Origin of the sequence: Akkermansia sp. AE01SA01, from assembly GCF_036417395.1 — a bacterium.
GTDB lineage: Bacteria > Verrucomicrobiota > Verrucomicrobiia > Verrucomicrobiales > Akkermansiaceae > Akkermansia.
Window position 1 is genome coordinate 143,704 of record NZ_CP143890.1, and the last position, 23,253, is coordinate 166,956.

At 54.8% G+C, this 23,253-nt stretch carries 21 protein-coding genes and 1 other RNA gene; 16 read left to right on the forward strand and 6 right to left on the reverse strand.

Annotation, left to right across the window (positions count from 1 at the left end; all coding sequences use genetic code 11):
* Nucleotides 1–7: 7 nt before the first annotated feature.
* From V3C19_RS00585 to V3C19_RS00595, 3 genes are all read right to left on the reverse strand, one after another.
* The gene (locus tag V3C19_RS00585; protein ID WP_295876082.1) at nucleotides 8–1,222 is read right to left on the reverse strand and encodes a folylpolyglutamate synthase/dihydrofolate synthase family protein; all 1,215 of its coding nucleotides are present in this window, start codon (nucleotides 1,220–1,222) and stop codon (nucleotides 8–10) included.
* Nucleotides 1,223–1,284: 62 nt separating this feature from the next.
* Nucleotides 1,285–1,378, reverse strand: an RNA gene (ffs, locus tag V3C19_RS00590) — signal recognition particle sRNA small type.
* 51 nt (nucleotides 1,379–1,429) lie between these two features.
* On the reverse strand, nucleotides 1,430–2,446 hold the full coding sequence (locus tag V3C19_RS00595; RefSeq protein WP_130084401.1) for a hypothetical protein: 1,017 nt from the start codon (nucleotides 2,444–2,446) through the stop codon (nucleotides 1,430–1,432).
* 165 nt (nucleotides 2,447–2,611) lie between these two features.
* Between V3C19_RS00595 and V3C19_RS00600 the strand changes: the two genes are divergently transcribed.
* A complete protein-coding gene (locus V3C19_RS00600) occupies nucleotides 2,612–4,033 on the forward strand; it encodes a Gfo/Idh/MocA family oxidoreductase (protein ID WP_130084400.1) in 1,422 nt (473 codons plus the stop codon).
* Nucleotides 4,034–4,170: 137 nt separating this feature from the next.
* Here the strand turns inward: V3C19_RS00600 and V3C19_RS00605 are convergent, their stop codons facing one another.
* The 3 genes from V3C19_RS00605 to V3C19_RS00615 all read right to left on the reverse strand — a co-directional run bounded on the left by V3C19_RS00605 (nucleotide 4,171) and on the right by V3C19_RS00615 (nucleotide 9,088).
* Nucleotides 4,171–6,807, reverse strand: coding sequence for a DEAD/DEAH box helicase (locus tag V3C19_RS00605; protein WP_295934523.1), 2,637 nt, complete (start codon nucleotides 6,805–6,807; stop codon nucleotides 4,171–4,173).
* Nucleotides 6,808–7,083: 276 nt separating this feature from the next.
* Nucleotides 7,084–8,538: a bifunctional UDP-sugar hydrolase/5'-nucleotidase gene (locus V3C19_RS00610; RefSeq protein ID WP_295934521.1), complete on the reverse strand. Its 1,455-nt coding sequence runs from the start codon at nucleotides 8,536–8,538 to the stop codon at nucleotides 7,084–7,086.
* Nucleotides 8,539–8,578: 40 nt separating this feature from the next.
* On the reverse strand, nucleotides 8,579–9,088 hold the full coding sequence (locus V3C19_RS00615) for a septal ring lytic transglycosylase RlpA family protein (RefSeq protein ID WP_202975676.1): 510 nt from the start codon (nucleotides 9,086–9,088) through the stop codon (nucleotides 8,579–8,581).
* Between the two features lie 150 nt (nucleotides 9,089–9,238).
* Here V3C19_RS00615 and V3C19_RS00620 point away from each other — a divergent pair, with 150 nt between their 5' ends.
* The 15 genes from V3C19_RS00620 (at nucleotide 9,239) to V3C19_RS00690 (ending at nucleotide 23,252) form a co-directional block, all read left to right on the forward strand.
* Complete coding sequence (locus V3C19_RS00620) at nucleotides 9,239–10,111, forward strand: NAD(+)/NADH kinase (RefSeq protein WP_161981389.1); 873 nt, start codon at nucleotides 9,239–9,241, stop codon at nucleotides 10,109–10,111.
* A gap of 268 nt (nucleotides 10,112–10,379) precedes the next feature.
* The gene (rplX, locus tag V3C19_RS00625) at nucleotides 10,380–10,607 is read left to right on the forward strand and encodes a 50S ribosomal protein L24 (RefSeq protein ID WP_130084396.1); all 228 of its coding nucleotides are present in this window, start codon (nucleotides 10,380–10,382) and stop codon (nucleotides 10,605–10,607) included.
* A 63-nt stretch (nucleotides 10,608–10,670) separates the two neighbouring features.
* Nucleotides 10,671–11,252 (forward strand): 50S ribosomal protein L5, encoded by a 582-nt coding sequence (rplE, locus tag V3C19_RS00630; protein WP_130084395.1) that lies wholly within the window; start codon nucleotides 10,671–10,673, stop codon nucleotides 11,250–11,252.
* A gap of 12 nt (nucleotides 11,253–11,264) precedes the next feature.
* Nucleotides 11,265–11,666 carry a 30S ribosomal protein S8 gene (rpsH, locus tag V3C19_RS00635; protein WP_067572228.1) on the forward strand — a complete coding sequence of 134 codons (402 nt, stop codon included), beginning with the start codon at nucleotides 11,265–11,267 and terminating at the stop codon, nucleotides 11,664–11,666.
* Between the two features lie 21 nt (nucleotides 11,667–11,687).
* Nucleotides 11,688–12,227, forward strand: a complete 540-nt coding sequence (gene rplF, locus V3C19_RS00640) for a 50S ribosomal protein L6 (protein ID WP_067572230.1) — start codon at nucleotides 11,688–11,690, stop codon at nucleotides 12,225–12,227.
* Between the two features lie 35 nt (nucleotides 12,228–12,262).
* The gene (gene rplR, locus V3C19_RS00645) at nucleotides 12,263–12,625 is read left to right on the forward strand and encodes a 50S ribosomal protein L18 (RefSeq protein ID WP_130084394.1); all 363 of its coding nucleotides are present in this window, start codon (nucleotides 12,263–12,265) and stop codon (nucleotides 12,623–12,625) included.
* A gap of 16 nt (nucleotides 12,626–12,641) precedes the next feature.
* Nucleotides 12,642–13,304, forward strand: a complete 663-nt coding sequence (gene rpsE / locus V3C19_RS00650) for a 30S ribosomal protein S5 (RefSeq protein ID WP_205068522.1) — start codon at nucleotides 12,642–12,644, stop codon at nucleotides 13,302–13,304.
* A 62-nt stretch (nucleotides 13,305–13,366) separates the two neighbouring features.
* Nucleotides 13,367–13,825 (forward strand): 50S ribosomal protein L15, encoded by a 459-nt coding sequence (gene rplO / locus V3C19_RS00655; RefSeq protein WP_130084393.1) that lies wholly within the window; start codon nucleotides 13,367–13,369, stop codon nucleotides 13,823–13,825.
* Between the two features lie 164 nt (nucleotides 13,826–13,989).
* Nucleotides 13,990–15,468, forward strand: coding sequence for a preprotein translocase subunit SecY (gene secY, locus V3C19_RS00660; RefSeq protein ID WP_205068523.1), 1,479 nt, complete (start codon nucleotides 13,990–13,992; stop codon nucleotides 15,466–15,468).
* A 35-nt stretch (nucleotides 15,469–15,503) separates the two neighbouring features.
* Nucleotides 15,504–16,154: a nucleoside monophosphate kinase gene (locus V3C19_RS00665; RefSeq protein ID WP_130084391.1), complete on the forward strand. Its 651-nt coding sequence runs from the start codon at nucleotides 15,504–15,506 to the stop codon at nucleotides 16,152–16,154.
* A 13-nt stretch (nucleotides 16,155–16,167) separates the two neighbouring features.
* Nucleotides 16,168–16,965: a type I methionyl aminopeptidase gene (map, locus tag V3C19_RS00670; protein ID WP_130084390.1), complete on the forward strand. Its 798-nt coding sequence runs from the start codon at nucleotides 16,168–16,170 to the stop codon at nucleotides 16,963–16,965.
* 23 nt (nucleotides 16,966–16,988) lie between these two features.
* Entirely contained in the window at nucleotides 16,989–18,068 is a 1,080-nt protein-coding gene (locus tag V3C19_RS00675; protein WP_130084389.1) for an acyltransferase, read from the forward strand.
* Between the two features lie 536 nt (nucleotides 18,069–18,604).
* Entirely contained in the window at nucleotides 18,605–20,173 is a 1,569-nt protein-coding gene (locus tag V3C19_RS00680; protein ID WP_295934519.1) for an NAD(P)/FAD-dependent oxidoreductase, read from the forward strand.
* Nucleotides 20,160–21,554 (forward strand): hypothetical protein, encoded by a 1,395-nt coding sequence (locus V3C19_RS00685; protein ID WP_295934517.1) that lies wholly within the window; start codon nucleotides 20,160–20,162, stop codon nucleotides 21,552–21,554. Before V3C19_RS00680 ends, V3C19_RS00685 begins: the two co-directional genes overlap by 14 nt.
* Nucleotides 21,555–21,695: 141 nt before the next feature.
* Nucleotides 21,696–23,252 (forward strand): HD domain-containing protein, encoded by a 1,557-nt coding sequence (locus tag V3C19_RS00690; protein ID WP_130084385.1) that lies wholly within the window; start codon nucleotides 21,696–21,698, stop codon nucleotides 23,250–23,252.
* Nucleotide 23,253: the final 1 nt, after the last annotated feature.

The window sequence follows — 23,253 nt, forward strand, 5'->3', positions numbered from 1 at the left end:
GTTCTGTTTACTGGGAGGTACTGCGCTTTTCCGTGCGGCGGAGCAGGGCTTTCAGGTCTCCGAGCAGGAAGAGGGAACCGGCGGCCAGGGCGGGCAGGGAGGAGTCCGCCGCCTTGCGGAGCCCTTCGGAGAGGGAAGAATGAATAAAAACAGGTTCGGATACGAGGTTTTTCAGCAGGGCGCCCATGTCTTCCGCAGGCATGATGCGTGGGGATGAACAGGGCACCAGGTGCCATTCTCCCGCAATTTCCCGGAAAACGGGAATCATGTCCCGAATGTGCTTGTCCGCGGCTGCGGCAAAGACCAGAGCCGCCTTTTGTCCGGGAAATTCTTCGTTCCATGTGGCGGCCAGAACGCGGGCGGCGTGTTCATTGTGCGCTCCGTCCAGTACCAGGGGCGGCGTGCCGATGCGCTCGAACCTGCCGGGCCACTGCACGGATTTCAGGGCTTTATCTGCCAGGGTTCTTTCCGGGAGGGCATTGAGCTGTTTCATTGTTTCAAGCGCAAGTGCAGCATTTTCAAGCTGATGCGTTCCGGGAAGAGAGGGCCGGGGAGTGTCGCTGTCCGCTCGCGCAACGGTAAGCGGGGAGAGCCGTTCCCGTGCCGTCCGTTCGATGACGGCTATGGCTTCCGGTTCCTGAACGGCGGTGACGACGGGCTTGCCGGAAGCAATGATCGCCGCCTTTTCTCCGGCAATTTCCGCAAGAGTGTTTCCCAGATACTGCTGGTGGTCCAGCCCGATGGGAGCCAGCACCGCGATGTCCTTGCGCAGGGCATTCGTGGCGTCCAGCCTGCCGCCCAGCCCCGTTTCCAGAATGATGAAATCTGCACTGTTCCTGATGAAGTGGCGCAGGGCGACGGCCAGGGCCAGTTCAAAGAAGGTGGGGGACTGTTCCCATCCTTCCACAAGGTTTTTCAGAAAGAGGATTTCTGCCGTCAGGGCGTCCCGGGGAATCATTTCCCCGTTCACGCGGATGCGTTCGGCAAACTCCACCAGATGGGGAGAAGTGAACAGGCCGGTTTTATAGCCTTTTGCACGCGCCAGCGCTTCAATCATGGCGCAGGTGGAACCCTTGCCGTTGGTGCCGGCCACGTGGACGACGATGGCGTCCGGGTGGTCTGCACCTGCCACCTGCAGCAGTTTCCGGGTGTTTTCAAGTCCCAGCTTGATTCCGAAGAATTGGGTGGAAAACAGCCAGTCAAGAGCGGCGGATACGTTCATGGGCGGCATTCTACCATGAGAGTCCCCCGGTTCAATCCCGGCGTGAGCCGTTCAACAAAATACCGCCGGGAACGGACGCGGCAAACACGAACAAGCTACCGTTGCTACCTCTCGGTCCTGGCGGGGTTTGCCAGTCGTGCCTCCACGGGTTCCCGGCGGCCTGAACAGTAAACTAGGTTTGCCGTGCAGTGTCAACCATCAAAGAGTTCATTTCCTCCTGGTGAAGGAGAGCAGAAGGGAGACCAGAAGGACCGCGCCGATAACAGTGGCCGCCGTGAAGAAAATTTGTTCCTCCTGTTTCAGGCGGCTGCGGTATTCCTCAATGCTCCCGTCCCTGATCCTCTGCAGGCTGTGTACTACCTTGGCCTGTTCCTCCACATTCGCCTCCGTCCGCATGGTCAGGCTTTCTTCATGGCTTACCGCCTGGTCGAACGGGGCGATCATGGCCTGGAATTCGGGATCCTCCGCTAGAATGGCCGTATCGTCATATTCCTCCGCCAGGGGGGAATTCATCGTGTCCCTGATGCTGGCAATCTGCCTGTCCACCTTGTTCTGGAACAGGGAAAGCTCCCTTTTCGCCTTTTCCCAGGCTTCCGTCTGCTGCCGGATCATGGCCTCCCCTTTCCGGGTAATGCGTTCCAGTTCCTGGGGAAGGCTGGTCTGGAGCTTGAGCAATTCCTGCCTGTTTTCCGTCACCTTGAATTCCTTGCTCTTCGTGTTGGAGGCTTCCGCACGCTGAATGCGGTCGATGTCCAGCCGAGTTTCCACCTGGCGGATTTGTTCCTGAAGCCGTGCCTGGGCGGCGGAAAGCTGTTGCCTGGTGGTATTCAGCTTGCTCTGGAGTTCTTCTACGTCCGCAGCACGTTTGTCGTATTGTTGCAGCAGCCGGGCAATCCGGTCTTCCGCAGTACGGGAATGGGGCGTCCCGGAAGAGGCGCGTGGTGTTTTTGAAACCGCCGCAGCCTTGTCCGCCTTTTCCATTTGGCCGTCCCAGTATTTCCGGACGGCTTCCTCCTTGCGCTGGATGGCCGCCTGGAGGCGCGCCGCCTGCTGTTCGTGGAGTTCCGCCAGTTCGTCAAAGCGCATTTGGGCCGCATCCAGTTCCGGATAGGGTTCCATTTCCAAGGCCTTGATTTCCTCATGCCGGGGCACGAGATCGGTTTGATAATAATTCCAGCCGTAATAACCTCCGGCGAGCAGCAGGATGAGAAGGAAGTAGCGCATAACTTGAAGTGGGACAGTAGGCAGTAGGTTCTATCATAGTGGAAGCTTACCGGGCCTTTGCAAATCATAAAATGAGCCATCCGCTTCTTTTTTCATCCTCTTCAGGAGAGGTGATAAATCCGGTATGGAAAGGGCGTATCTTCCATTGAATTATACTTGCAGATTATGTCTATTTTTTCATCTCGCAGAGAATTTCTCAAATCCCTGGGGCTGGCCGCCGGAGCGGCTGCGGTCGGGAACGGTTTCACGGTACAGGCCCTGGATATTCCCTCGGAAGAGTGTCTTTGGAGCACTGGTGCTCCGGCGTCTTCCCGCCCCTCCGGTTCCGTGTACATGGGCGGGTTCCGGGCTCCCGCTCTGGACCGGGTCAGGATAGCTTTCATCGGCGTGGGCGGCCGCGGTTTCTCCCACCTGGCTCAGATGTGCGTGATGGACGGCGTGGAGATTACCGGCGTGTGCGACTTGAAGCGGGATCTGACGGAACGCGGAGTGGACAGGGTACGGAAAAAAACGGGGAAAAAGCCTGCGGGATATTCCGGCGGTGAAATGGAGTATCTCACCATGCTCCGCGAGCTGAAGCCGGATGCGGTCATCATCAGCACGGATTGGAGTTCTCATGCCCGCATCGCATGCGATAGCATGCGGAACGGAGCGCACGCCTTTGTGGAAGTGCCCATGGCCGTTTCCCTGGAAGAGCTCTGGAAGATCGTGGATACCAGTGAGGCAACGCAAAAACACTGCATGATGATGGAAAACGTCAATTACGGGCGCGACGAGCTCATGTTCCTCAACATGGTCCGGCAGGGAATGATTGGGGATCTGCTCCACGGTGAAGCCTCCTATATCCATTGCCTGGTGACGCAGTTGGGAGATACCCGCGGGGAGGGAGCCTGGCGGCCCGAGTACCATACCAGAATCAACGGCAACCTGTATCCCACGCATGGCCTGGGACCGGTGGCCCAATACATGAGCCTGGCGCGCAAGGACGACAATTTCAGCCGTCTGGCGGCGTTTGCCTCCCCGGCTCTGGGGCGTACGGCCTACGCCAAAAAGCATCTTCCTCCCGACCACCGCTGGAACCGCACGCCCTTTGTGTGCGGAGACATGAATACGGCGATTGTGAAAACGAATCTGGGACGGACCATCGTCGTTCAACTGGACGAAACGTCTCCCCGCCCCTATTCGCGTTCCAATCTGATTCAGGGAACTGGCGGCACCCTGGCGGGTTTTCCCACCCGCGTAGCCGGGGAGAAGCTGGGCAACGGCAATTATCACGAATGGATTCAGGGGAAGGACGGGCTGAAAGCTGTTTATGAGAAATATGACCATCCTCTCTGGAAGCGCATAGGAGATCTGGCCATGAAGATGGGCGGCCACGGGGGCATGGACTTCGTGATGCTGTACCGCATGGTGGAATGTCTGCGCCGCGGAGAGCCGATGGATCAGAACGTTTATGAAGGAGCCTACTGGTCCTCCCTGCTGCCCTTGACGGCGCACTCCATCGCGCAGGGCGGCGTTCCCGTGGAGTTTCCGGATTTCACCCGCGGCGGCTGGAAGACCACGGCTCCTCTGGCGGTTATTTCCTGAACCGGGTGTTTTTCCAGGGCGTCACCTCCACAAGGGCAAGAGTCTCATGGACGCAATTATACAGGCCATGAGGCTTGCTTGTGCGGGCGGAACAAGGAACATCCGGCTTGCCCGCCAGAGGGCAGTTAATCCGTTGTTCAGGATTGGCAAAGCAGTTTCTTCAATTCTTCCGGGCTCATGTTCATCAGCCATTGTTCCGGCCCTCCGGAGAACAGATCATCCGCCATGCGGCGTTTTTCCGTCAGCATGGCGTCAATGCGGTCTTCAATGGTACCGCGGCAAATCAGGTGGTGCACCAGAACGTTGCGGTGCTGTCCGATGCGGTAGGCGCGGTCGGTCGCCTGGCTTTCCACGGCGGGATTCCACCAGCGGTCCACATGGATGACGTGGGAGGCCTGCGTCAGCGTCAGCCCGGTTCCCGCTGCTTTCAAGGACAGGATACAGAAGGGGGGACCTGATTCTTTTTGGAAGGAGGAGACGATGTTCTGCCGTTCCGGAATGGGCGTACCCCCATGCAATGTGAGGCCCGGACGGCCGAAAATCCCGGAAAGCAGGTCGTGCAGATGGGGGATGACGGAGCGGAACTGGGTGAACAGAATGACTTTTTCCTGTCGCGCCGCGATGGAGGAGCACAGATCCTGAAGACGGAGGAATTTTCCGGAGCGTTCCGGAAGATAATCGTCCGTACCCTGGAATTGGGCGGGATGGTTGCAGATTTGCTTGAGCCGTGCCAGCACGGGGAGGACGAGCATGAGACGTTTGGCCGGGTCCGGCTCGTCCAGCATCGCGTGCAGGGTGTCTATCTGGTGATGGTACAGAGCGGCCTGTTCCGGGGTCAATTGGCAGTAGGCGGGGATTTCCGTTTTGTCCGGCAGATCCGGAACCAGCGCCGGATCCGTTTTCATTCTGCGCAGAATAAAGGGGCGAATCAGGCGGCGGAGGGGGGCATATCCTTGTTCCAGGGAGCGGGTGAATTTCTCAAAACTCTTTCTGTTTCCAAGCAGTCCTGGATTCAGGAATTCCATCAGGCTCCAAATTTCATTCAGGGTGTTTTCCACGGGAGTTCCGGACAGGGCAATCCGCCTGTCTCCGTGCAGGGCGCGAATGGCGCGGGAACGCGCGGAAGAAGCATTTTTGACGGCTTGCGCCTCATCCAGAACAATGGCGGGAAAATGCAGGTCTGCCAGGGCTGGAATACGCACGGCCATGCCGTAGGTAGTGATGACGGCGTGGCATGGGGTGTCCAGCGGGTTTGGGAAAGGCTGCCAGGAATCCGGAACGGAAGGGTGCATGATACGCAGGACGAGTTCCGGAGCGAAGCGTTCCGCTTCCTCTTTCCAGTTGCCCAGCAGGGAGGTAGGGGCAACGATGAGCGCCGGCACGGCCTCCAGTTTTTCCTGGCGCCTCAGCGTATCCAGCCATGCAATGGCCTGAAGGGTTTTTCCCAGTCCCATGTCGTCCGCCAGGCAGGCTCCGAATCCTCTTTCCGTGGTTCTGTACAGGAAAGAGAAGCCTTCCTTCTGGTAAGGCCGCAGAATCCTGTCCAAATGAGGCGGTAGTTCCGGCACGAGTACGGGGGAATTTCCCGCCAGCACGTCCAGGATGTTGCGGAGATTGCCGCCCGGTTCCATCAGGCAGTCTTCGTCCGGCTCCGGGAGTTCCGCCAGGCGGTCCGCAGGTCCGTTCACCAGCAGCCGCAGCCCCTGCACCAGGGGAATGCCCAGAGAACTCATCATGTGTGCCGCCCTGTTCCAGCGTTCCATGAGGTCTTTCACCTTTTGGGCGTCCACGCGAACCCACTCTCCCTTGAAACGGATAAGGCCGTCTCCGTTATTGAGCAGTTCTTCCAGTTCTTCCGGTGTGAGGTCCCTGCCACCCAGCGTGGCGGAAACGGAAAATTTCAACAGGGTGGAGATGGAAAGGCCGGAGGAATGGATGGCTTTTTCTCCGTCCGCCGTATCAGCCGTGACTTTCACCTGAAGCCTGGGAGGCGCCTTTTTCCACAGGTTCACCATGCGGACCATGATCCCCGCCCGCTCATAAAGGGAGCTGTCCTGCAGGAAGTCCCTGGCTTCCGAAGCGCTCCAGGCCAGGGGGGAGTATATTTTCCCGCTTTCCAGCAGGTTTTGGAGCAGCCGGCTTCCACGGGCGGCTTCCTGCAAAGGCTGGAGGACGGCGAGCAGGGCCGCATGATTGCCTTCATGAAGTTTCAGGGCGGAGGAAAGGGGCAGATGCCGTATCTGGTTGTCCGCCGCGCTTTGGTGCGCAAAAGTGGCCATAAAGGCGAAGGGGCGCAGCCCCGTGGAATCATCCCGGTTTTCCGCCAGATGAAAAAACACTTTGCCAATCTGGTCCCAGGGCGCTCCCAGGGCCTTCAGCCATGCGGCAGGCGTGATGCCGCGTATGCCGGTTTCCTTTTTTACCAGGCGGCGGAAGTCTTCAAACCATCCGGAGATGACAGTGGGCGTGATGTATTCGCCGCCCGGCACGGGGGGGAACTGATCCGCCAGGGATACTCTTTCCGCAGCATTGGGAAGAAGGTGGTCCAGCACGCTGTCAACCTCGTCAGGCCGTTCGGCGGCGGCATGGGCCATGCGGGTGAGGGCCTGCCTTGCCATGGTTTTCATGAAAAAGGCCGCCGTACCCAGCGGCGTTTCCCAGCTGGAAGTGGCAAGAGCGTACAATCCCTGTCCGGAGCCTGCTTCAAACAGCCGGTCAAAAGGCGGGCTGGCCATTGCAGGCGCTCCGGATGGCAGGATGTGGAGGTCGTCCATGTTTCTGTTTCGCTCCGGTACTGCATGATGGGGTTCCGGCTGCATAGCTCCATGATTATAACATGGGCCTGCGGTGCGTTCAATCGCTCCCTGTGTTTCTGCAAGGACGCCGCAGAAAACGAAAGGGACGGAAACACGGTCTGAGAAAAACTCTGACACCGGAGTGCCGCAGTTGCGAAAATTGCGTTGGGAAAATGATTCCGGCTCAGTGGATTTTATGCCGCAGCTTGTCAGAAAGCGGAGAAATGTTCCATTTCTTCCTCATGTTTTCCGTGTTTACAGGGAGAATGTCGTCTTTCTGATGATGGGAAGCTGGGTAGGCGGGGGATTGACCAGCTCCTTGAGCTGCGTGAGGTAGGAGATTAATGCCTGGCGTACGGATTTCCCGGCAGCGGTACCTTCTCCCTGCTGGGGAAAGTTGAAATTATTGCACAGGTAGTCGCCCATGGCGACGGTGTATACCACTCCGTCCCTCAATGTGCTGGTGATGCTTGGGTTAATGCCGTCCATGATTTGGTAGGAGAAGCCGGAACTGTAAACTTCCAGCATGCCGCCTTCCTTTTCCATGGGAGCCATGAATTTGGTCAGGATCAGTTGTTCGATGTCCGCCTTGGTCATTTTGCAGGTGACGACCGTTTCCCGGAACGGCTCCATTTCATAGACGTCCTTGATAGTTACGGGACCTTTGGAAAGATGAGTTTTGGCCCGGACTCCGCCGCGGTTGTAAATGGCGATGTCTGCGTTTGCCGCTTTCTGGATGGCCTTGCAGAAATAGCGGCCTATGGTAACGTGCGTAATTTCTTCCTTGGCAATAGCAATTTGCTGGTTGAAAAAGGGGTTGGAGGTGAACTGCCTGACAATCGCTTCAACTTCCGGATCGTCAGGAAGGGTCTCCAGAGATACGGCTTCCGTGGATTTGGAGAGGACGGCCGGCTTTTCATCCGTGGAGAAGATGATCTTGGTGACTCCTGCGTGGCTCAGCCTGTGCCCCGTGTGGCTGAGCAGGGAGCCGGTCCTGAGATGGCCCTTGGGCAGCATGACATGGGTATGGCCGCCCAGAATGACGTCGATGTTCGGAGAATATTTCATCATTCTCAGATCGTGATCATACCCCATATGGCTAAGGATAATATTGATTGTATTGTGATGGAGGCGGAATCTGTCCATGATGCCTTTGTAGTCCATTTCAGTCGGCAGTTTCCATGTAATGCCGTCCATTTTCAGGATATCCGTAGTCTGCATGTCCACCAGTCCGATAACGCCTACGGAAATGGGAGTCCCCTTGATGGGAATGGTGGCATAGGGAAGGAAACAGTTTTCCAGAACCGGAGAAGGAGAAAGATTGGTGACGACGAATTTTGTTCCCGGCATTCCCTTGATGTGGTCGCGGAGGGCCGTTTGTCCATAGTCCATGTCGTGGTTGCCGATGGTCGCCGCGTCATATCCCAGCTTGTTCATCAGGATGGTGATGGGCAGGCCGGGTTTTTCCCAGTCGTCCACGAAGGGATTGCCCATGAAATAGTCTCCTGAATCCATCAGCAGCACATGAGGGAATTTGGAACGGTATTTTTTCACCAGGGTGGCCAGTTTCGGGAATTTATCCAGATTGCCGTGAATGTCGCTGGTGGAGATGATGATCAGCGTATGTTTGGGGTCCGGTTCAATTTTCTGTGCCAGGGAAAGCGGACACAGGCAGAACAGTCCGGCAAGGAGAATGCGGGAAGAGATCATGGATGAACGGAAATACAAAGAAAGGTAATGAAATGTATGGCTAACGAGCGAAGATTTCATATTTGCCGTCGCCCACGGAGACTACTTCCAGACGAACTTTTCCAATGCCGCGGCCTTTCAAATTGATGCGGTGCGCGGCTGCCGGGGTCAGGTCGATCAGACGGTTGCTGTGAAATGGTCCGCGGTTGTTGACCCTCACAATGACGGATTTTCCGGTTTTCAGGCACGTAACCTTTACTTTGCATGGCATCGGGAGTGTCTTGTGGGCCGCCGTCAGTGAAGTTCGGGGATTGATATGCTCTCCGGAGGACGTCCTGAGGCGCCGTTTTGTTCCGCCGTACCAGGAGGCATACCCCGTTTCCTTGTAGTCCAGGGCTTCCTGCACGCTCATGGGAACATATCTCTTTCCGCCGGCTTTGTAGGGGGCATTTTTTACATGCGCCTCCGTTGCCTGCACGGACGAAGCCGTATTCCGGACATGCGGGCTTTTTCCTGTTGTAGAACAGGCGGGCAGCAGGCAGGGCAACAGAAGGAGGATGGGCCATTTCACGTTTTTTATCCTTAACACATATTTATAATCCTATATAACAAAAAAAGAACGAGGAATTGGAATTTAGTGGTTTTCCGGGTCGGACGGAAATCTTTCCCCGGCCATGGTTTACCAGTTGAGCAGGGGATGGAAATGGAGTACATTGCACGCATGAACCCTCCCAAGGTAATTGGCCTGGTTGCTCTGGCGGAGAAACCAGGCCTGGTGGAAGCGTTGCGCATCATGCGCCGTGAACTTTCCCGTCACGGACTGGACTCCTGCGTTATTGAGACGCCGGAAGACCTGGAACAGATGATCCCCCGGTGCGGCATGCTGGTGACATTTGGAGGGGATGGGACCATGCTCACCGTATCTTCTCTGGCGGCCATGCACCATGTGCCCCTGGCCGGCGTGAATCTGGGCAGGCTGGGCTTCATGACTACCTGTTCCGTGCAGGAGCTTCCGTTGCTGGCGTATGCCCTTCAGGAGGGTTCCTACCAGACAGATGAGCGCGCCATGCTGGAAGTGACAAGAATCAGGGTGGACGGCGTTCCGGAATCCATACGCAAGCTGGCCCTGAATGAGGTTTCTCTAATCCGCGCGCAGACGGGAAAAATGGTGGACCTGGATGCGGAAATAGACGGGGAATTGTTGAACCGCTATCATGCGGACGGCGTGCTGGTTTCCACCCCTACCGGTTCCACCGCGTATTCCCTTTCCGCCGGCGGTCCGCTGGTATGGCCCATGTCCCGCGTGGTGTGCGTTACGCCCATTTGCCCGCACAGTCTCACCAACCGGTCCGTGGTTCTGCCGGATACCATGACCATCCGCCTGAGGCCGAGGGAACGCCGCGGACGCTTTGACTCCATGGTGTATTCCCTGGACGGACGTTCCGCCTATCCCATGGAAGTGGGAGAAAGCCTGCTTATCCGCAAGGCCCCGGAAAGCCTGGTCCTGGTGCATCTCCGGGAACAGAACTTCGGCGCCCTCCTGCGCGCCAAGTTGCGCTGGCAGGGTGCGGAAATTCCTTCCGATGAGGACTGATGCAACAAAAGCGGCCAAAGATGCCCCGGCGATGTTCGTCCGTTGCCGGAAGATATCCTTTCCGTGAAAACCGGAGCCGGAAAAAGAGAATTTAAATAGACAGTGGGAACCTCCCTTCTTCTGCGTGCGTTTTTCGTGTTCAAGAACTAAAAACGATTTTTTTAGGATGCGGGCTTGACGAAAAGGCACATCCTATAATACTCTTCCTGCCCTGCCACCAAGGGGGTGGTAGATCTTAATCGCATAAACGCGTAAGAAATAGTCATATATGAAGACCCACGTGAAAAAAGGTGATGAAGTAGAAATCATCGCCGGACGTAACCACAAGGGCAAGCGCGGCACCGTTCTCGCCGTAAATGCTGCTAAAGGTACTGTCATCGTAGAAGGCGCCCGCACACTGAAAAAAGCCGTGCGCCCGACCGAACAGAATCCGGAAGGCGGCATTCAGGAGATCAACGGCCCGATTCACATCTCCAACGTGAAGAAAGTAGGCTAGGCTTTTTGCCTGACCCTGCGCTTAAGCCATAAAATCATTATCAAGAGCTGACCCGCTAAAACAATGAGTACACCAACACTGCAAACATACTACCGTGAAAAGGTCGTTCCCGGCCTTCAAGCGAAGCATGCATACAAGAACGTGCATCAGATTCCCCGTCTGGAGAAGATTGTTGTCACCTCCTGCATGGGCAAGCACCCGGACCGCAAGCAGGCCGTGGAAGATGCTGTCAACGAAATCGCAAAAATTACCGGACAGAAGCCGTCCATCACTTATGCCCGCAAGAGCGTGGCCAACTTCAAGGTGCGCGAAGGCGAACCTCTGGGAGCCCGCGTAACGCTGCGCGGTGCCCGCATGTGGGAATTCCTGGACCGCTTCATCAATATCACCGCCCCCAATATCCGCGACTTCCGCGGCCTTCCCTACAAGTCCTTTGACGGCAACGGGAACTATGCTATTGGTATTTCCGACCAGTCCATCTTCCCTGAAATCGAGCTTGACCAGATCAAGCGCCAGATTGGTTTCGATATCATTTTCGTGACGTCCGCTCCCACGGACGATGAAGGTCGCGACCTGCTCCGTGCCTTGGGCGTGCCCATGCGCGAAGCGAAGAAGGCTGAAGAAACTCAAACCGCTAACGCTTAACTATTTCTTATTATGGCCGTATTAAGTGACCCTATTTCCGACTTCCTCACCCGTTTGAAGAATGCCAGCCTGGCCGGCAATGAGGAATTTACCGCACCCTGCTCCGGCATCAAGGTGGAAATCGCCCGTATTCTTCAGGAAGAAGGCTACATCTGGAGCTACGAAGTGATCGGTGAAGGTGTGAAGAAGCAAATCAAGGTAAAGACCAAGTTTACCCCCCAGGGCAAGCCGGTTGTCACCGACGTGAAGCGCAGCTCCAAGCCGGGGCGCCGCCAGTACGTTTCTTCCCAGGACATTCCCCGCGTCCTCAGTGGGCTTGGCATTGCCATCGTCTCCACCTCCCGTGGTGTGATGACTGGTGCGCAGGCGCGCAAGCAGAGCATCGGCGGCGAACTTCTCGCCCTTGTCTGGTAACCTTAACATTTCCTAAATCATATGTCCCGAGTTGGTAAAAAATCCATCACATTGCCGGACAAGGTAACGGTAAAGGTTAACGGCTCCTCCGTACAGGTGGAAGGCCCCAAAGGCAAGCTTTCCTGGACGCTCCCGGAAGGCATCACCGCTACCGTTGAAGGCAATCAGCTGTCCGTTGACCGCGCTGGCGAAAGCCGTCAGCTCCGCGCTCTGCACGGCACGAACCGTTCTCTTCTGAACAACATGGTCATTGGCGTTTCCGAAGGTTTCGTCAAGAACCTTGAAATCGTCGGCGTCGGTTTCCGCGCCGCCGTCAAGGGCAACATCCTGGACCTGAACCTGGGCAAGTCCCATCCGATCAACCAGGTGATTCCCGAAGGCCTCAAGGTGACCGTGACCGAAAATACGAAAGTGACGGTCGAAGGCATCGACAAGCAGGTCGTGGGCCAGTTTGCCGCTGAAGTCCGTGCGTACTATCCCCCGGAACCCTACAAGGGCAAGGGTGTGCGCTTCGCCGGTGAAGTTATCCGCCGCAAGGAAGGCAAGAGCGTCGGTAAGTAATTCAGGTAATAACTATTGCAACATATTTATACACGATGAGTACTATCAATCGCAAAGCCGTCCGCGCCAAGGTGCACCGCCGCATCCGCAGAAAGCTCTCCGGTACGGCTTCCCGCCCCCGGCTGGCTGTCTACTTCTCCAACCGTCACGTCTATGCCCAGATCATCGACGACACGGCAGGCAAGACAATCTGCTCCGCGTCCACGGCCGATGCCTCCATCGCCGATCCTTCCAAACTCGCCAACTGCGCTTCCGCCGTCAAGGTGGGCAACCTGATCGGCGAACGTGCGAAGGCCGCCAACGTCACCGAAGTCGTCTTCGACCGCGGTGGGTTCAAGTTCTGCGGCAAAGTGAAGGCCCTGGCCGACGCCGCCCGTGAAACTGGTTTGAAATTCTAATTGAAAGATTCCCTAAATGAATAACGAAACGGAAAACACTGCTCCTGCTACGGAAGCTCCCGCTCCCGCCCAAGCGCAGCAAACCGCACCTGCCGGTCGTGACTTCCGCGGCCCCCGCGGTCCCCGTCGTGACGGTCAGAATGGCCGCGGTCCGCGCCGTGACGGACGCCGTGGTCCCCAGACTGAAGCTCCTGTTGAAGAAGGTCCCCAGTTGGCTGAAAAGGTTGTGTTCATCAACCGTTGCGCCAAAGTCGTCAAGGGCGGCCGTCGCTTCTCCTTCTCCGCCCTCGTCGTGAGCGGCGATATGGAAGGCCGCGTAGGATTCGGCTTCGGCAAGGCTAACGAAGTGGCCGACGCCATCCGCAAGGCTACGGAGTCCGCCAAGCGTCAGCTTCGTCCCGTGTCCATCGTCAACGGCACGATTCCGCACGAAGTTTACTCCGAATTCGGCGGCGGCAAGGTGCTCCTGAAACCAGCCTCCCCCGGTACCGGTCTGATCGCAGGCAACACCATCCGTGCCGTGCTGGAAGCAGCCGGCGTGCGCGACATCGTTGCCAAGTCTCTGGGTTCCTCCAACCACGCCAACGTGGTGAAGGCCACCCTGCAGGCTCTCGCTTCCCTGCGTACGAGCGACCAGGTGCTTGCCGACCGCGGCAAAAAGAAGGAAAAGGCTATCTAATTTGACAAGGAGGCGGCTGCCCGTGCCGCCGCCTCCACGACAACCCAACCATTGTAAATAACATGTTACAGCTTCATTCTATCCAGCCCAATCCGGGCGCCAAGCACCGCAAGAAGCGCCTTGGCAACGGGGAAAGCTCCGGTCTTGGCAAGACTTGCGGCAAAGGTAATAAGGGCCAGAAGGCCCGTTCCGGCGGCACCATCCGCCCGGGATTTGAAGGCGGCCAGATGCCCCTTCACCGCCGTCTGCCCAAGAAGGGGTTCAACAACACCCGCTTCCAGGACAAAATCCTTATCGTCAACCTCTCCCAGCTCGAACGCGTGTTTGAGGCCGGCGCTACGGTTGATGAAAACTCCCTGCGCGCCGCCAAGCTTGTCCAGGGCCCCTGTGACGCCGTGAAACTTCTCGGCAACGGGACTCTGACCAAGAGCTTGAACGTGGTCGTGGACTTCGTGAGCGCCAGCGCCCGCGAAAAGGTCGCCCAGGCCGGTGGCTCCGTCACTGTGCTTAGCGAAGCCTAATCACATTTGGCGAACCGGGTCATGCAGCTTGACCCGGTTCGCATCATTGTGTTTACTGTTGCGGCTCCCATGGATGCCCCGGGTACAAGCCGCCGCGACAGGAACTCCAAGCTGCCCGACAACTTTTATAAAACAGGACCATGATATCCGCATTTGCAAACTCCATGAAAGTACCGGAGCTCAGGCACCGGATTTTGTTCACATTGGCGATGATCGTCGTTGTCCGCCTCGGGGTGCAGATACCCCTGCCGGGTATTGACGTCATGGAGCTGCAAAAGGTGATTGAGGCCTCCGCCAATGCCAGCGGCCCCGGAGCGGGGCTGGCTACGGTCCTGACCATCTTTTCCGGCGGCGGCTTGCAGCAGTGCGGCATTTTTGCCCTCGGCATCATGCCTTACATTTCCGCTTCCATCATGACCCAGCTCCTTTCCGCCGTGGTTCCCCAGTGGGCCAAGATGGTGCGGGAGGAAGGCGGCCGCCAGAAAATGACCAAGTGGACGCGCGCCATTGCCATTGTCATTGCCATTGTGCAGGGCTGGTTCCTGGTAGGCACCCTGGAACATCCGGAGCGCTTGAAATCCCTTGGCCTCAACATTCCCGCAGACTGCCAACTTGTCATCAACCCCGGCATGCAGTTTGCGCTGATGACCGTGCTCATCATGGTGGCCGGCACCATGTTTCTGATGTGGATCGGTGATCAGATCACGGAACGGGGGGTAGGCAACGGCGTTTCCCTCATTATCTCCGTCAACATCATTCACGCCCTTCCCGGTGCGGTCACTCTGGCGTGGAAAACCCTCGTGTACAAGGATGGAGCGGTTGTTCCCATGGGCGCCATGCTGCTTGTGGCCCTGATAGCCTTCCTCATCATTGTCGTGGCCCTTGTCGTCACGGTGACGCAGGCCCAGCGGCGAATACCCGTGCAGTACGCCAAGCGGGTCATGGGCAACAAGATGTTCAGCGGAGCCACGCAGTACCTGCCGCTCAAGCTCAACTATTCCGGCGTGATGCCCGTCATTTTTGCCACGGCCATTTTGTCCCTGCCGCAGGTGCTCTTTTCCCAGATCGCCCATTACAACACCACGCTGCAGTGGATTGCGACCAAGATGAGCGACTGGATGAACCCTGCTTCCTCCGGTTATTACATCATTTCCGGTCTCATGATCTTCTTCTTCTCCTACTTCTGGGTGGCTACGATGTTCCAGCCCTCCCAGATTGCGGAAGACCTGAAACGCAACGGCGGCTATATCCCCGGCATTCGTCCCGGCCCCCCCACCGCCCTTTTCCTGGACCAGACCATGCAGAGGCTGACCTTTGCCGGTTCCGCCTTCCTGACCCTCATTTACTTCCTGCCGTCCCTGCTGAACATCGGCGGCAGCATTCCCTACCTGGTTACCCAGTTTTTCGGCGGCACCAGCCTTCTGATTCTCGTCGGCGTGCTGCTTGACATGATGCGCCAGGTGGAAACCACGCTTCTTTCCCGCAACTACGACGGCTTCTTGAAGAAAGGCAAGCTTAAGGGCAAGTACGGCCATGTGCAGGGCACCGGCTCTGCCGCAGGCAGCCGCACGGTCGCTGTGATGTGGGTTATCATCGCCGTGCTTGTGTTGGCTGGCGCCGTAGCATATAATGCCATGCAGTGAAGCAGAGCTTTACAACCTTTCTGAAAGTGACAGATATGAAGGATCTCAAGCATTTTATTCTGGTTGGGGCTCCCGCATCCGGGAAAGGAACCCAGGGGCGGTTCCTGACCGATGCTTTCAATCTGAATTCCCTGAGCACGGGTTCCATGCTGCGCCGGGAGATTGAATCCTGCACGGAGCTGGGCCGCAAGGCGCTCAGCTATATGGACAAGGCTATGCTGGTGCCGGACGAGATCGTCAACGATATGGTGCGCGGTTGGCTTTCCGAGGTGGACAACGATGCATGGCTGCTGGACGGTTATCCCCGTACTGTTGCCCAGGCGGAAGCTCTGGACCATTTCCTGACCCAGCGCGGAACCGCCGTGGACGTGGTTGTCTGGATGGACGTAGCCAGGGAGCTCATCGAACAGCGCATTTTGCGTCGTCGGGAATGCTCCACCTGCGGCTACGTAGTGCAGACTCCCGATGAAGTGTGCACGAGATGCGGCGGGAAGATGGTCTCCCGCAAGGATGACAACCTGGAAGCCTTCGCCCGCCGCTGGAAAGACTTTGAGGCCATGACCCTTCCAGTGGCCAAATATTACGAAGCGCGCGGCATGGTGGTCAAGATGACCGTGACTGAGGAACGGGAACCTGCCGAGGTTTCCCGGGATCTGGCCTGCAAGCTGGAGGAGTACCGACAATAGAAAACCGAATCTCATGGCAGAACGAATCCACATCAAGTCTCCCGGTGAAATCGCCAAAATGCAGAAAGCCGGTGCCGTTACGGCGGAAATCTTGATGGAGATCGGGGCGGAGGTCCACGCGGGCCGCACGACGCGGGAAATAGACGACATTGCTCGCGAAATTTTCAAAAAATACAAGGTAGGCAACGCCTTCTACCAGTACCGCGGTTTTCCCGGCCAGCTCTGCATTTCCGTGAATGAGGAGGTCGTGCACGGCAGCGGCGGCCCCCGCCGTATTGAAAATGGTGACATTGTGAGCCTGGACGTGGGTGCCATTGTGGACGGCTGGTATGGGGACAATGCCATGACTGTGCCTGTGGGCATGGTGGCTCCTGAAACGCTCCGCCTTCTGGCTGCCACGGAGGAATCCCTGTTCCGCGCCATTGACTTGGTGAGGCCCGGGGCTCTCCTGGCAGACGTGTGCGGCGCGGTGGAAGCCTTTGTGCGCCCCCGCGGCTTTACGGTGGTGAGAGACTTTGTCGGACACGGCATAGGCCGTCATCTGCATGAGGAGCCCCAGATTCCGAATTACCGCCCCCATTACAAGTTGCCGCGCCTGAAAAAAGGCATGGCTCTGGCGATTGAACCCATGGTGAACGCCGGCAGGCCTTCCGTCAAAATCCTGGATGATGGCTGGACGGTGGTCACGGCGGATGGCAAGCCTTCCGCCCACTTTGAGCATACTGTCATCGTGACGGACGGCGCACCCCTCATTGTGACGGAGCGCCCCCGGATCGCGCTTCCCGAACAGCTCGGGATTGCCCCCCTCTAAAAAATCCTGCCGGAAAGGGAATCATGACGCCCGCCGCTCCCATTCCCGATTCCGTGATTTTTGAAAAAACGGCTACTCATCGCATGGTCTGGGTGGATGTGGCGCGGGTCGTTGCCTGCCTCCTGATCATTGCCAATCACATGGCTTTTTATTCGGCGGAACTCTACCGCTGGGTCTGGGCGGAGTTTCTGGCGGCGCGCACCCCTTTCTTCCTGCTGGTTGCCGGATATTTTGTCGGGCGCGGTTCGTTCGGTTCTCTGGATGGGCGCTTTTTCCTGTGGAAACGCAGCTGGTTTCTGCTGCGCCCCTACCTGATCTGGGGATTGACGGCGGTCGTCCTGATCGGCTGGTCCCCGTTGCATGAATATTATGAATCCTACGTCCCCCTGTACGGGTGGCTGCGCGGGGAGCCGGGGAGCGGTTTCTGGCCCGCCTTGGCGGCATTTGCTCGCTGCATGGGCATTGCGGGACATCCTGTGGACGCTCCCATGTGGTTTCTACGGGACATCATCATTTATACCGCTATTGCCCCTCTCCTGCACCGGCTGGGGAGCTATTTGCTCTGGATGGGGCTGCTCATGCTTTCCCTGAACTATTTTGCGCTGGATTTGGCGGACCATGACTATCCGATTGCCAACAGCCTCGGCTTTTTCCTGTTGGGGATGTTTATTTCCCGTTATCCCCTGCCGGATTTGACGGCCGCCGTGCGCCGCCATGCCGTAGCTTTCCTTCTCTGCACGCTGGTGCTTACCTGGTGGCTGGTAGGCCACAGGGACCAGCACAATTCCATGCTCATTGCGCTGGGTATGCTGGGCCTGATGTCCCTGGCCATTCTGTTTACGGAGTGGTTCCCGCGCTCCGCCAAATGGATGGCGGGGCTTGCGCCGGCCTGCTTCTTCATCTTCGGAACGCATTACATTGTTATTATCCTGTTGCGGGAAAGCGGTTGGATCACGCTGAAGGGAACCTCCTGGGACGTTTTCTGGCTTTGCTTGGTGCCTGTCATTTTCAGCGTGCTGGCGGGGCTGTTTTTCTGCATGAAGCGGTTTGTTCCACGCCTAGTTCCCTTATTGGGGGCATACAGGATATTGATTGATAAATAGTAATTTTAGTTATTTGTAGGCATGTATGTTAGTGATTTCAACCAGTTTTTTCGGTGAGTCCTGTCCGTATCATTTGCTGTTGACTATAAATTTTAAATCCGTTTTACTGAACGAATGAGATTATTTTGCCAACAGGACGGCAATATAAAAGCGTTATGGAACGTTTTTTTACGGTATTTGCTTGTTGGCGGAATTGGATTTTTTATTGATTTTGGAATTCTTGTTATATGCTTTAGAATTTTCGGATTATATTACTTGGTATCTTCAGCTTTTGGTTTTGTGGCTGGGTTAGTGGTTGTGTATATTGCAAGTAATACATGGGTATTTGAGCGACGGAAAATAGGCTCAAAACCTGCTATCGAATTTATTATTTTTGCTTTCATAGGCATCGTGGGACTCCTGTTAACGCAATTGTTGATGTGGTTGTTTGTAGGTCAATGTCTTATTTCTGTGGAAATATCCAAGTGCCTGACTACCTCCGTTGTGCTAATATGGAATTTTGGAGTTAGGAAATACATTTTATATTGATAATTTTAATGAAAACAGTTTTGATTATCGGAGGTGGTCCTGCCGGGTTAACGGCTGCTTATGAGCTTGGAAAAACAGGAAAATTTCATGTAGTTGTCTTGGAAAAGGAGAAGCAGCTTGGAGGAATTTCCCGAACACTGATGTATCAGGGTAACCGCATTGACATCGGTGGGCATCGGTTCTTTTCCAAATCAAGGGTAGTAATGGACTGGTGGAAAAACATGCTCCCTCTGCAAGGAGCTCCATCTTGTGATGATATTGCTCTCAAACGGCGGGTTGCCTTGACGGGGGACGGAGAAACCCCTGATCCGGAAAAGGAAGAAGAGGTTATGCTGGTTAGGTCCAGATTGTCCCGGATTTATTTTTTGAGAAAATTTTTCGCTTATCCGATTTCCCTAAGTGTAGAGACAATAAGGAACCTGGGTATGATGCGCGTGTTTAAGATGGGGTGTTCCTATCTTTATTCTGTTTTTCATAAACGGGAGGAAAAAACGTTGGAAGATTTTTTCGTAAACCGTTTTGGAGAGGAACTTTATAAAACGTTTTTCAGAGATTATACAGCCAAGGTTTGGGGGGTGCCCTGCAGGGAAATAGGCGCTGACTGGGGTTCTCAGCGTGTCAAGGGAGTATCTGTGGCCAAAGTCCTGGGCCATGCGTGTCAGAAACTGTTTTTTTGGAAAAAGCTGAAAGGAACAAAAACGGAAACGTCATTGATTGAGGAGTTTTGGTATCCAAAATTGGGACCGGGACAGTTGTGGGAAAAAGTGGGCCGCGAAGCCTCCCAATTAGGCGTGTCTATACAATTACACCAGGAAGTTGCCAAAATTCTGTTAAAAGGAGATCGTGTTGCAGGGGTGGAAGTTTTGTCTTTGGATGCTCAAACCTACAGAACAATTTACGCTGATTACGTTATTTCCACCATGCCGGTAAAAGAGCTTATTGCAAAAATGGATATTCCAGTTCCCGAACCTGTGCAGCATGTTGCTGCGGGATTGGTTTACAGGGATTTTATGACTGCAGGGCTATTGCTTCATAAACTGAAGATCAAGAGTAAATATATGAATACCAGTGTGGGTGAAGATGGTGTGGTTTTCGATAACTGGATTTATATTCAAGAACCTGATGTCAAGGTGGGGAGACTTCAGATTTTTAACAATTGGAGTCCTTATTTGGTTCATAACAGGAATTTTGTTTGGATTGGTTTGGAATATTTTGTTAATGAAGGAGACGATTTGTGGAAGATGGAAGATAAAGATTTCTGTCAATTTGCGATTGAGGAATTGGAAAAGATAGGCGTTATCGATCAGAAAGATGTTATTGATCAAACTGTATTCCGCATTAACAAAGCTTACCCGGCCTATTTTGGAACTTATCCTCAGTTTCAAAAAATCAGGGAATACTTGGATGGTTTTTCCAATTTGTATTTAATAGGCCGCAATGGCATGCATCGCTACAACAATATGGATCATTCCATGTTGTCTGCTATGGAAGCGGTCAAAAATATTATTTCTGGCCGTATGGATAAATCCAATATATGGAATGTCAATACGGAAAAGGAATACCATGAATCCAAATAAACCGAGAGCCAGCGCGGCAATATTTGAAGTCCTGAAGGGGAAAGTAATCTTTTGCCTGCGGTATTGGCCGTTTTATGTCATTGTGGTGACCTTGTTGGTTTTTGTGGCATGCTATTCTCCGTCACAACGAATGGTAGACAACTATTCGCAGTTATCGGATCAACATTCTCCTGTTCTGGCTCTCAAGTCATATCCGTTGATCGCCTTGTGCTCTCTATTGCCGTGGTTTCAGGCGACAGCAGTAAAACTTGTGTTCCTGCTTTTTTATCATCTATGGATTTTATTAGTGGGCGTGGGATGTTTATTTCTGGTTAGAGCTCTGGACTCCTCATCCACTCGTTACCGTTGGATTGTGTTTATACTGCCCATGACAATGCTTAATTCTTATACTGCATTTACTGTCATTCGGACGGATTTGGCTCTGTATGCCAATCTATTATTTTTGCTGGGGCTATCCACCTATTTGATAAGCAAACGTATTAAATCAGTGTGGATATTTATTGGGAGTATTTTATTGATACTGAATGCATTGTCATATCGAAGCAATGCCTTGGTATTATTGCCGTTTTTGGTTTGTTACATGACTCCTTTACTGCCAAAGTTTGTTAAAATGGGGCGTTGGAGACAGATCTTTTTATCCGTCTTGCTGATAATTGTCGTTTTTCTGATTCAGAGTGTTTTGCCTGTGGACAGGGAGTATCCTATTCGCGTTTTGATGAAAAGCGATATTTTGTGTACGCAGCTTCTTGCTAAAGAAAATACTGAGGATCAATCTAAAGAGGAAGGAGTATTGTTCCCTCTTTATTGGTATGGATGGAATAATGACGGGAAAACAAAGGAGGAGCAATTTTCTGATTTATGTAGCCAGTGGAAAGAAACGATCAATAATCATCCTCGAGAATTTGTGGCGACAAGAAGTATTAATTATCTGCAATTTTTATTCATAGGGATGCTGCCTGAAAGTATATGCAATATAATCAGGAAGCACTATCCTGACGTTAAATTGCCCGAGCCCCATATGTTCATTTATCATAAGTTGTGCGGCAATATGCTTGTTCATGAACATTATTCCGATAAAAGCTTTAACTGGAAATATTTTAACTGGGTACCGGTTTCAAGAGTAGTTTTTATCATCAATGTTTTCTCGGTGCTGACAGCGTCATTTTTTATATTAGTTATGCGGCACCCTCCGAGAGAAATAGAATTGCGATTTGTGAAGTCGACTTCTTTAATGGCCGTGGCTTACCTTCTTTCCTTCTTGGTGGCTACACCCTCGCCCGATATACGGTTCCATTTGACCAGTGTAATGTTTGGAATTTTCAACATGGCAATTTTAATCATTTTTGGATTCAACTCCCATCGTCGCCACAAGCATGTCTAAAAGCTGGTTGTGAGCCGCGCTTATCTCTTGCCGTCAAATGGCAAATCCCTTATTCTTCAGCTTGCTGGAAGGGCCGGCGTGACATTGTTGTCACGCTGCCGTTCTTGTCGTACGGCAGGGGAAACAATACATGGTAAGGCAATGATGCAAGGCGATCAGGCTCAGGATTCTGAAATATCAACGCAGGCGGTCATCTACCTGGGGCCCAGCTCCATGAGCCTGATGGTGGCGGAGGTGGCCGAGAACAGGATACGCATGCTGGATTTCCTCCAGCAGCCCGTTCCCATGGCCCGGGATATTTTCCGCCTTCACCGCATTTCCCGCCATACGATGGACCGTTGCGTGCAGATCATCGGGGACTACCTGGAAATTCTCAAGGAATATGGAACCGGCGTCCGGCTTTCCGTACGGCTGATGATCTCTAACATCATCTCGGAAGCGGATAATGTGGATGTATTCGTGAACCGGATGCATGTGGCCCACGGTTTGCGCGGCCGGCGCATTGACGACGGCAAAATGACGCGCCTCATTTATGTGAAGGTGCAGGAAACGCTGGCCCGGTATCCCGGATTCAGCAAGAAAAAGGTGCTTGTGGTCCATACCGGACCGGGAAATACCCGCGTGCTTCTGTTCCAGAAGGGGCGCATCATGCGCTATTCCTGCTACCGCCTGGGAACGCACCGCACGGGTGAAGCCGTCGGAGAAATCGAATATGGGGACGACGTAACGGAACTTTCCCTGCTCCGGGAGCACATGCGCGGGCAGGTGGACCAGATCTGCCTGGATTACGGCGGCGTCAAGGGATTGGCCGGCCTCGTTGTCATCGGGCAGGAAATGCAGCAGTTGCGGGAGCGCCTGAATCCGTCTGCGGAGGGCAAGGTTTCCTGTTCCGCGCTGGTGGCGGAAGCTGAAAAAATGTCCCGCACCACGATGGAGCAGCGCATGAACGTTTACGGTGCCGACTTTGCCGGGGTGGATTCCCTGCTGCCCGCCGTGTTGATGACGGAAATGATTGCCCGCAGTCTGAACCTGAATGACGTCATTATTCCCGATAGCGGCTATGAGGAGGAATTCCTCGGCAGTCTCATCCGTGCGGAACGGCATCCGGAGGATCTGGAGGCGGAAGTGCTCCACTTTGCCGGCATTCTGGCGGACAGGTACAAGGCAGACAAGGGGCACCGGGAGCATGTGGCGCACCTGTGCATGGAAATGTTTGACCAGCTCCAGGACCTGCACCGTCTTTCGGAGCATGACCGGTTGCTGTTGGAGGTAGCCTCCATCCTCCATGAAGTAGGGTCTTTCATCAGCCAGCAGAACCACCAGCTTCATTCCCAGTACATCATTCTGAACAGTGAAATTTTTGGCCTTTCGCGTGACGACGTGGAAACCGTGGCTCTGCTGGCCCGCTACCACCGGCATGAGGTTCCTTCCAATTCTGATCCCATGTACGGGGAGCTGGAACTCACGGACCGCATGCGCGTGGCGAAAATGGCCGCCATCCTGCGCGTGGCGGATGCCCTGGAGCGCGGGCACGCCCAGCGCGTGAACGGCGTCAGAGCCCATATCCGCGGCCGGATGCTGGAGCTGGAACTTCAGGGCGTGCGGGAAACCGCCGTGGAAGACCTGGCCCTGCGGCTGAAGGGTGACCTGTTTGCGGATATTTTTGGCTATGACGTCGTGCTGGTCCCGCAGAGGTGAC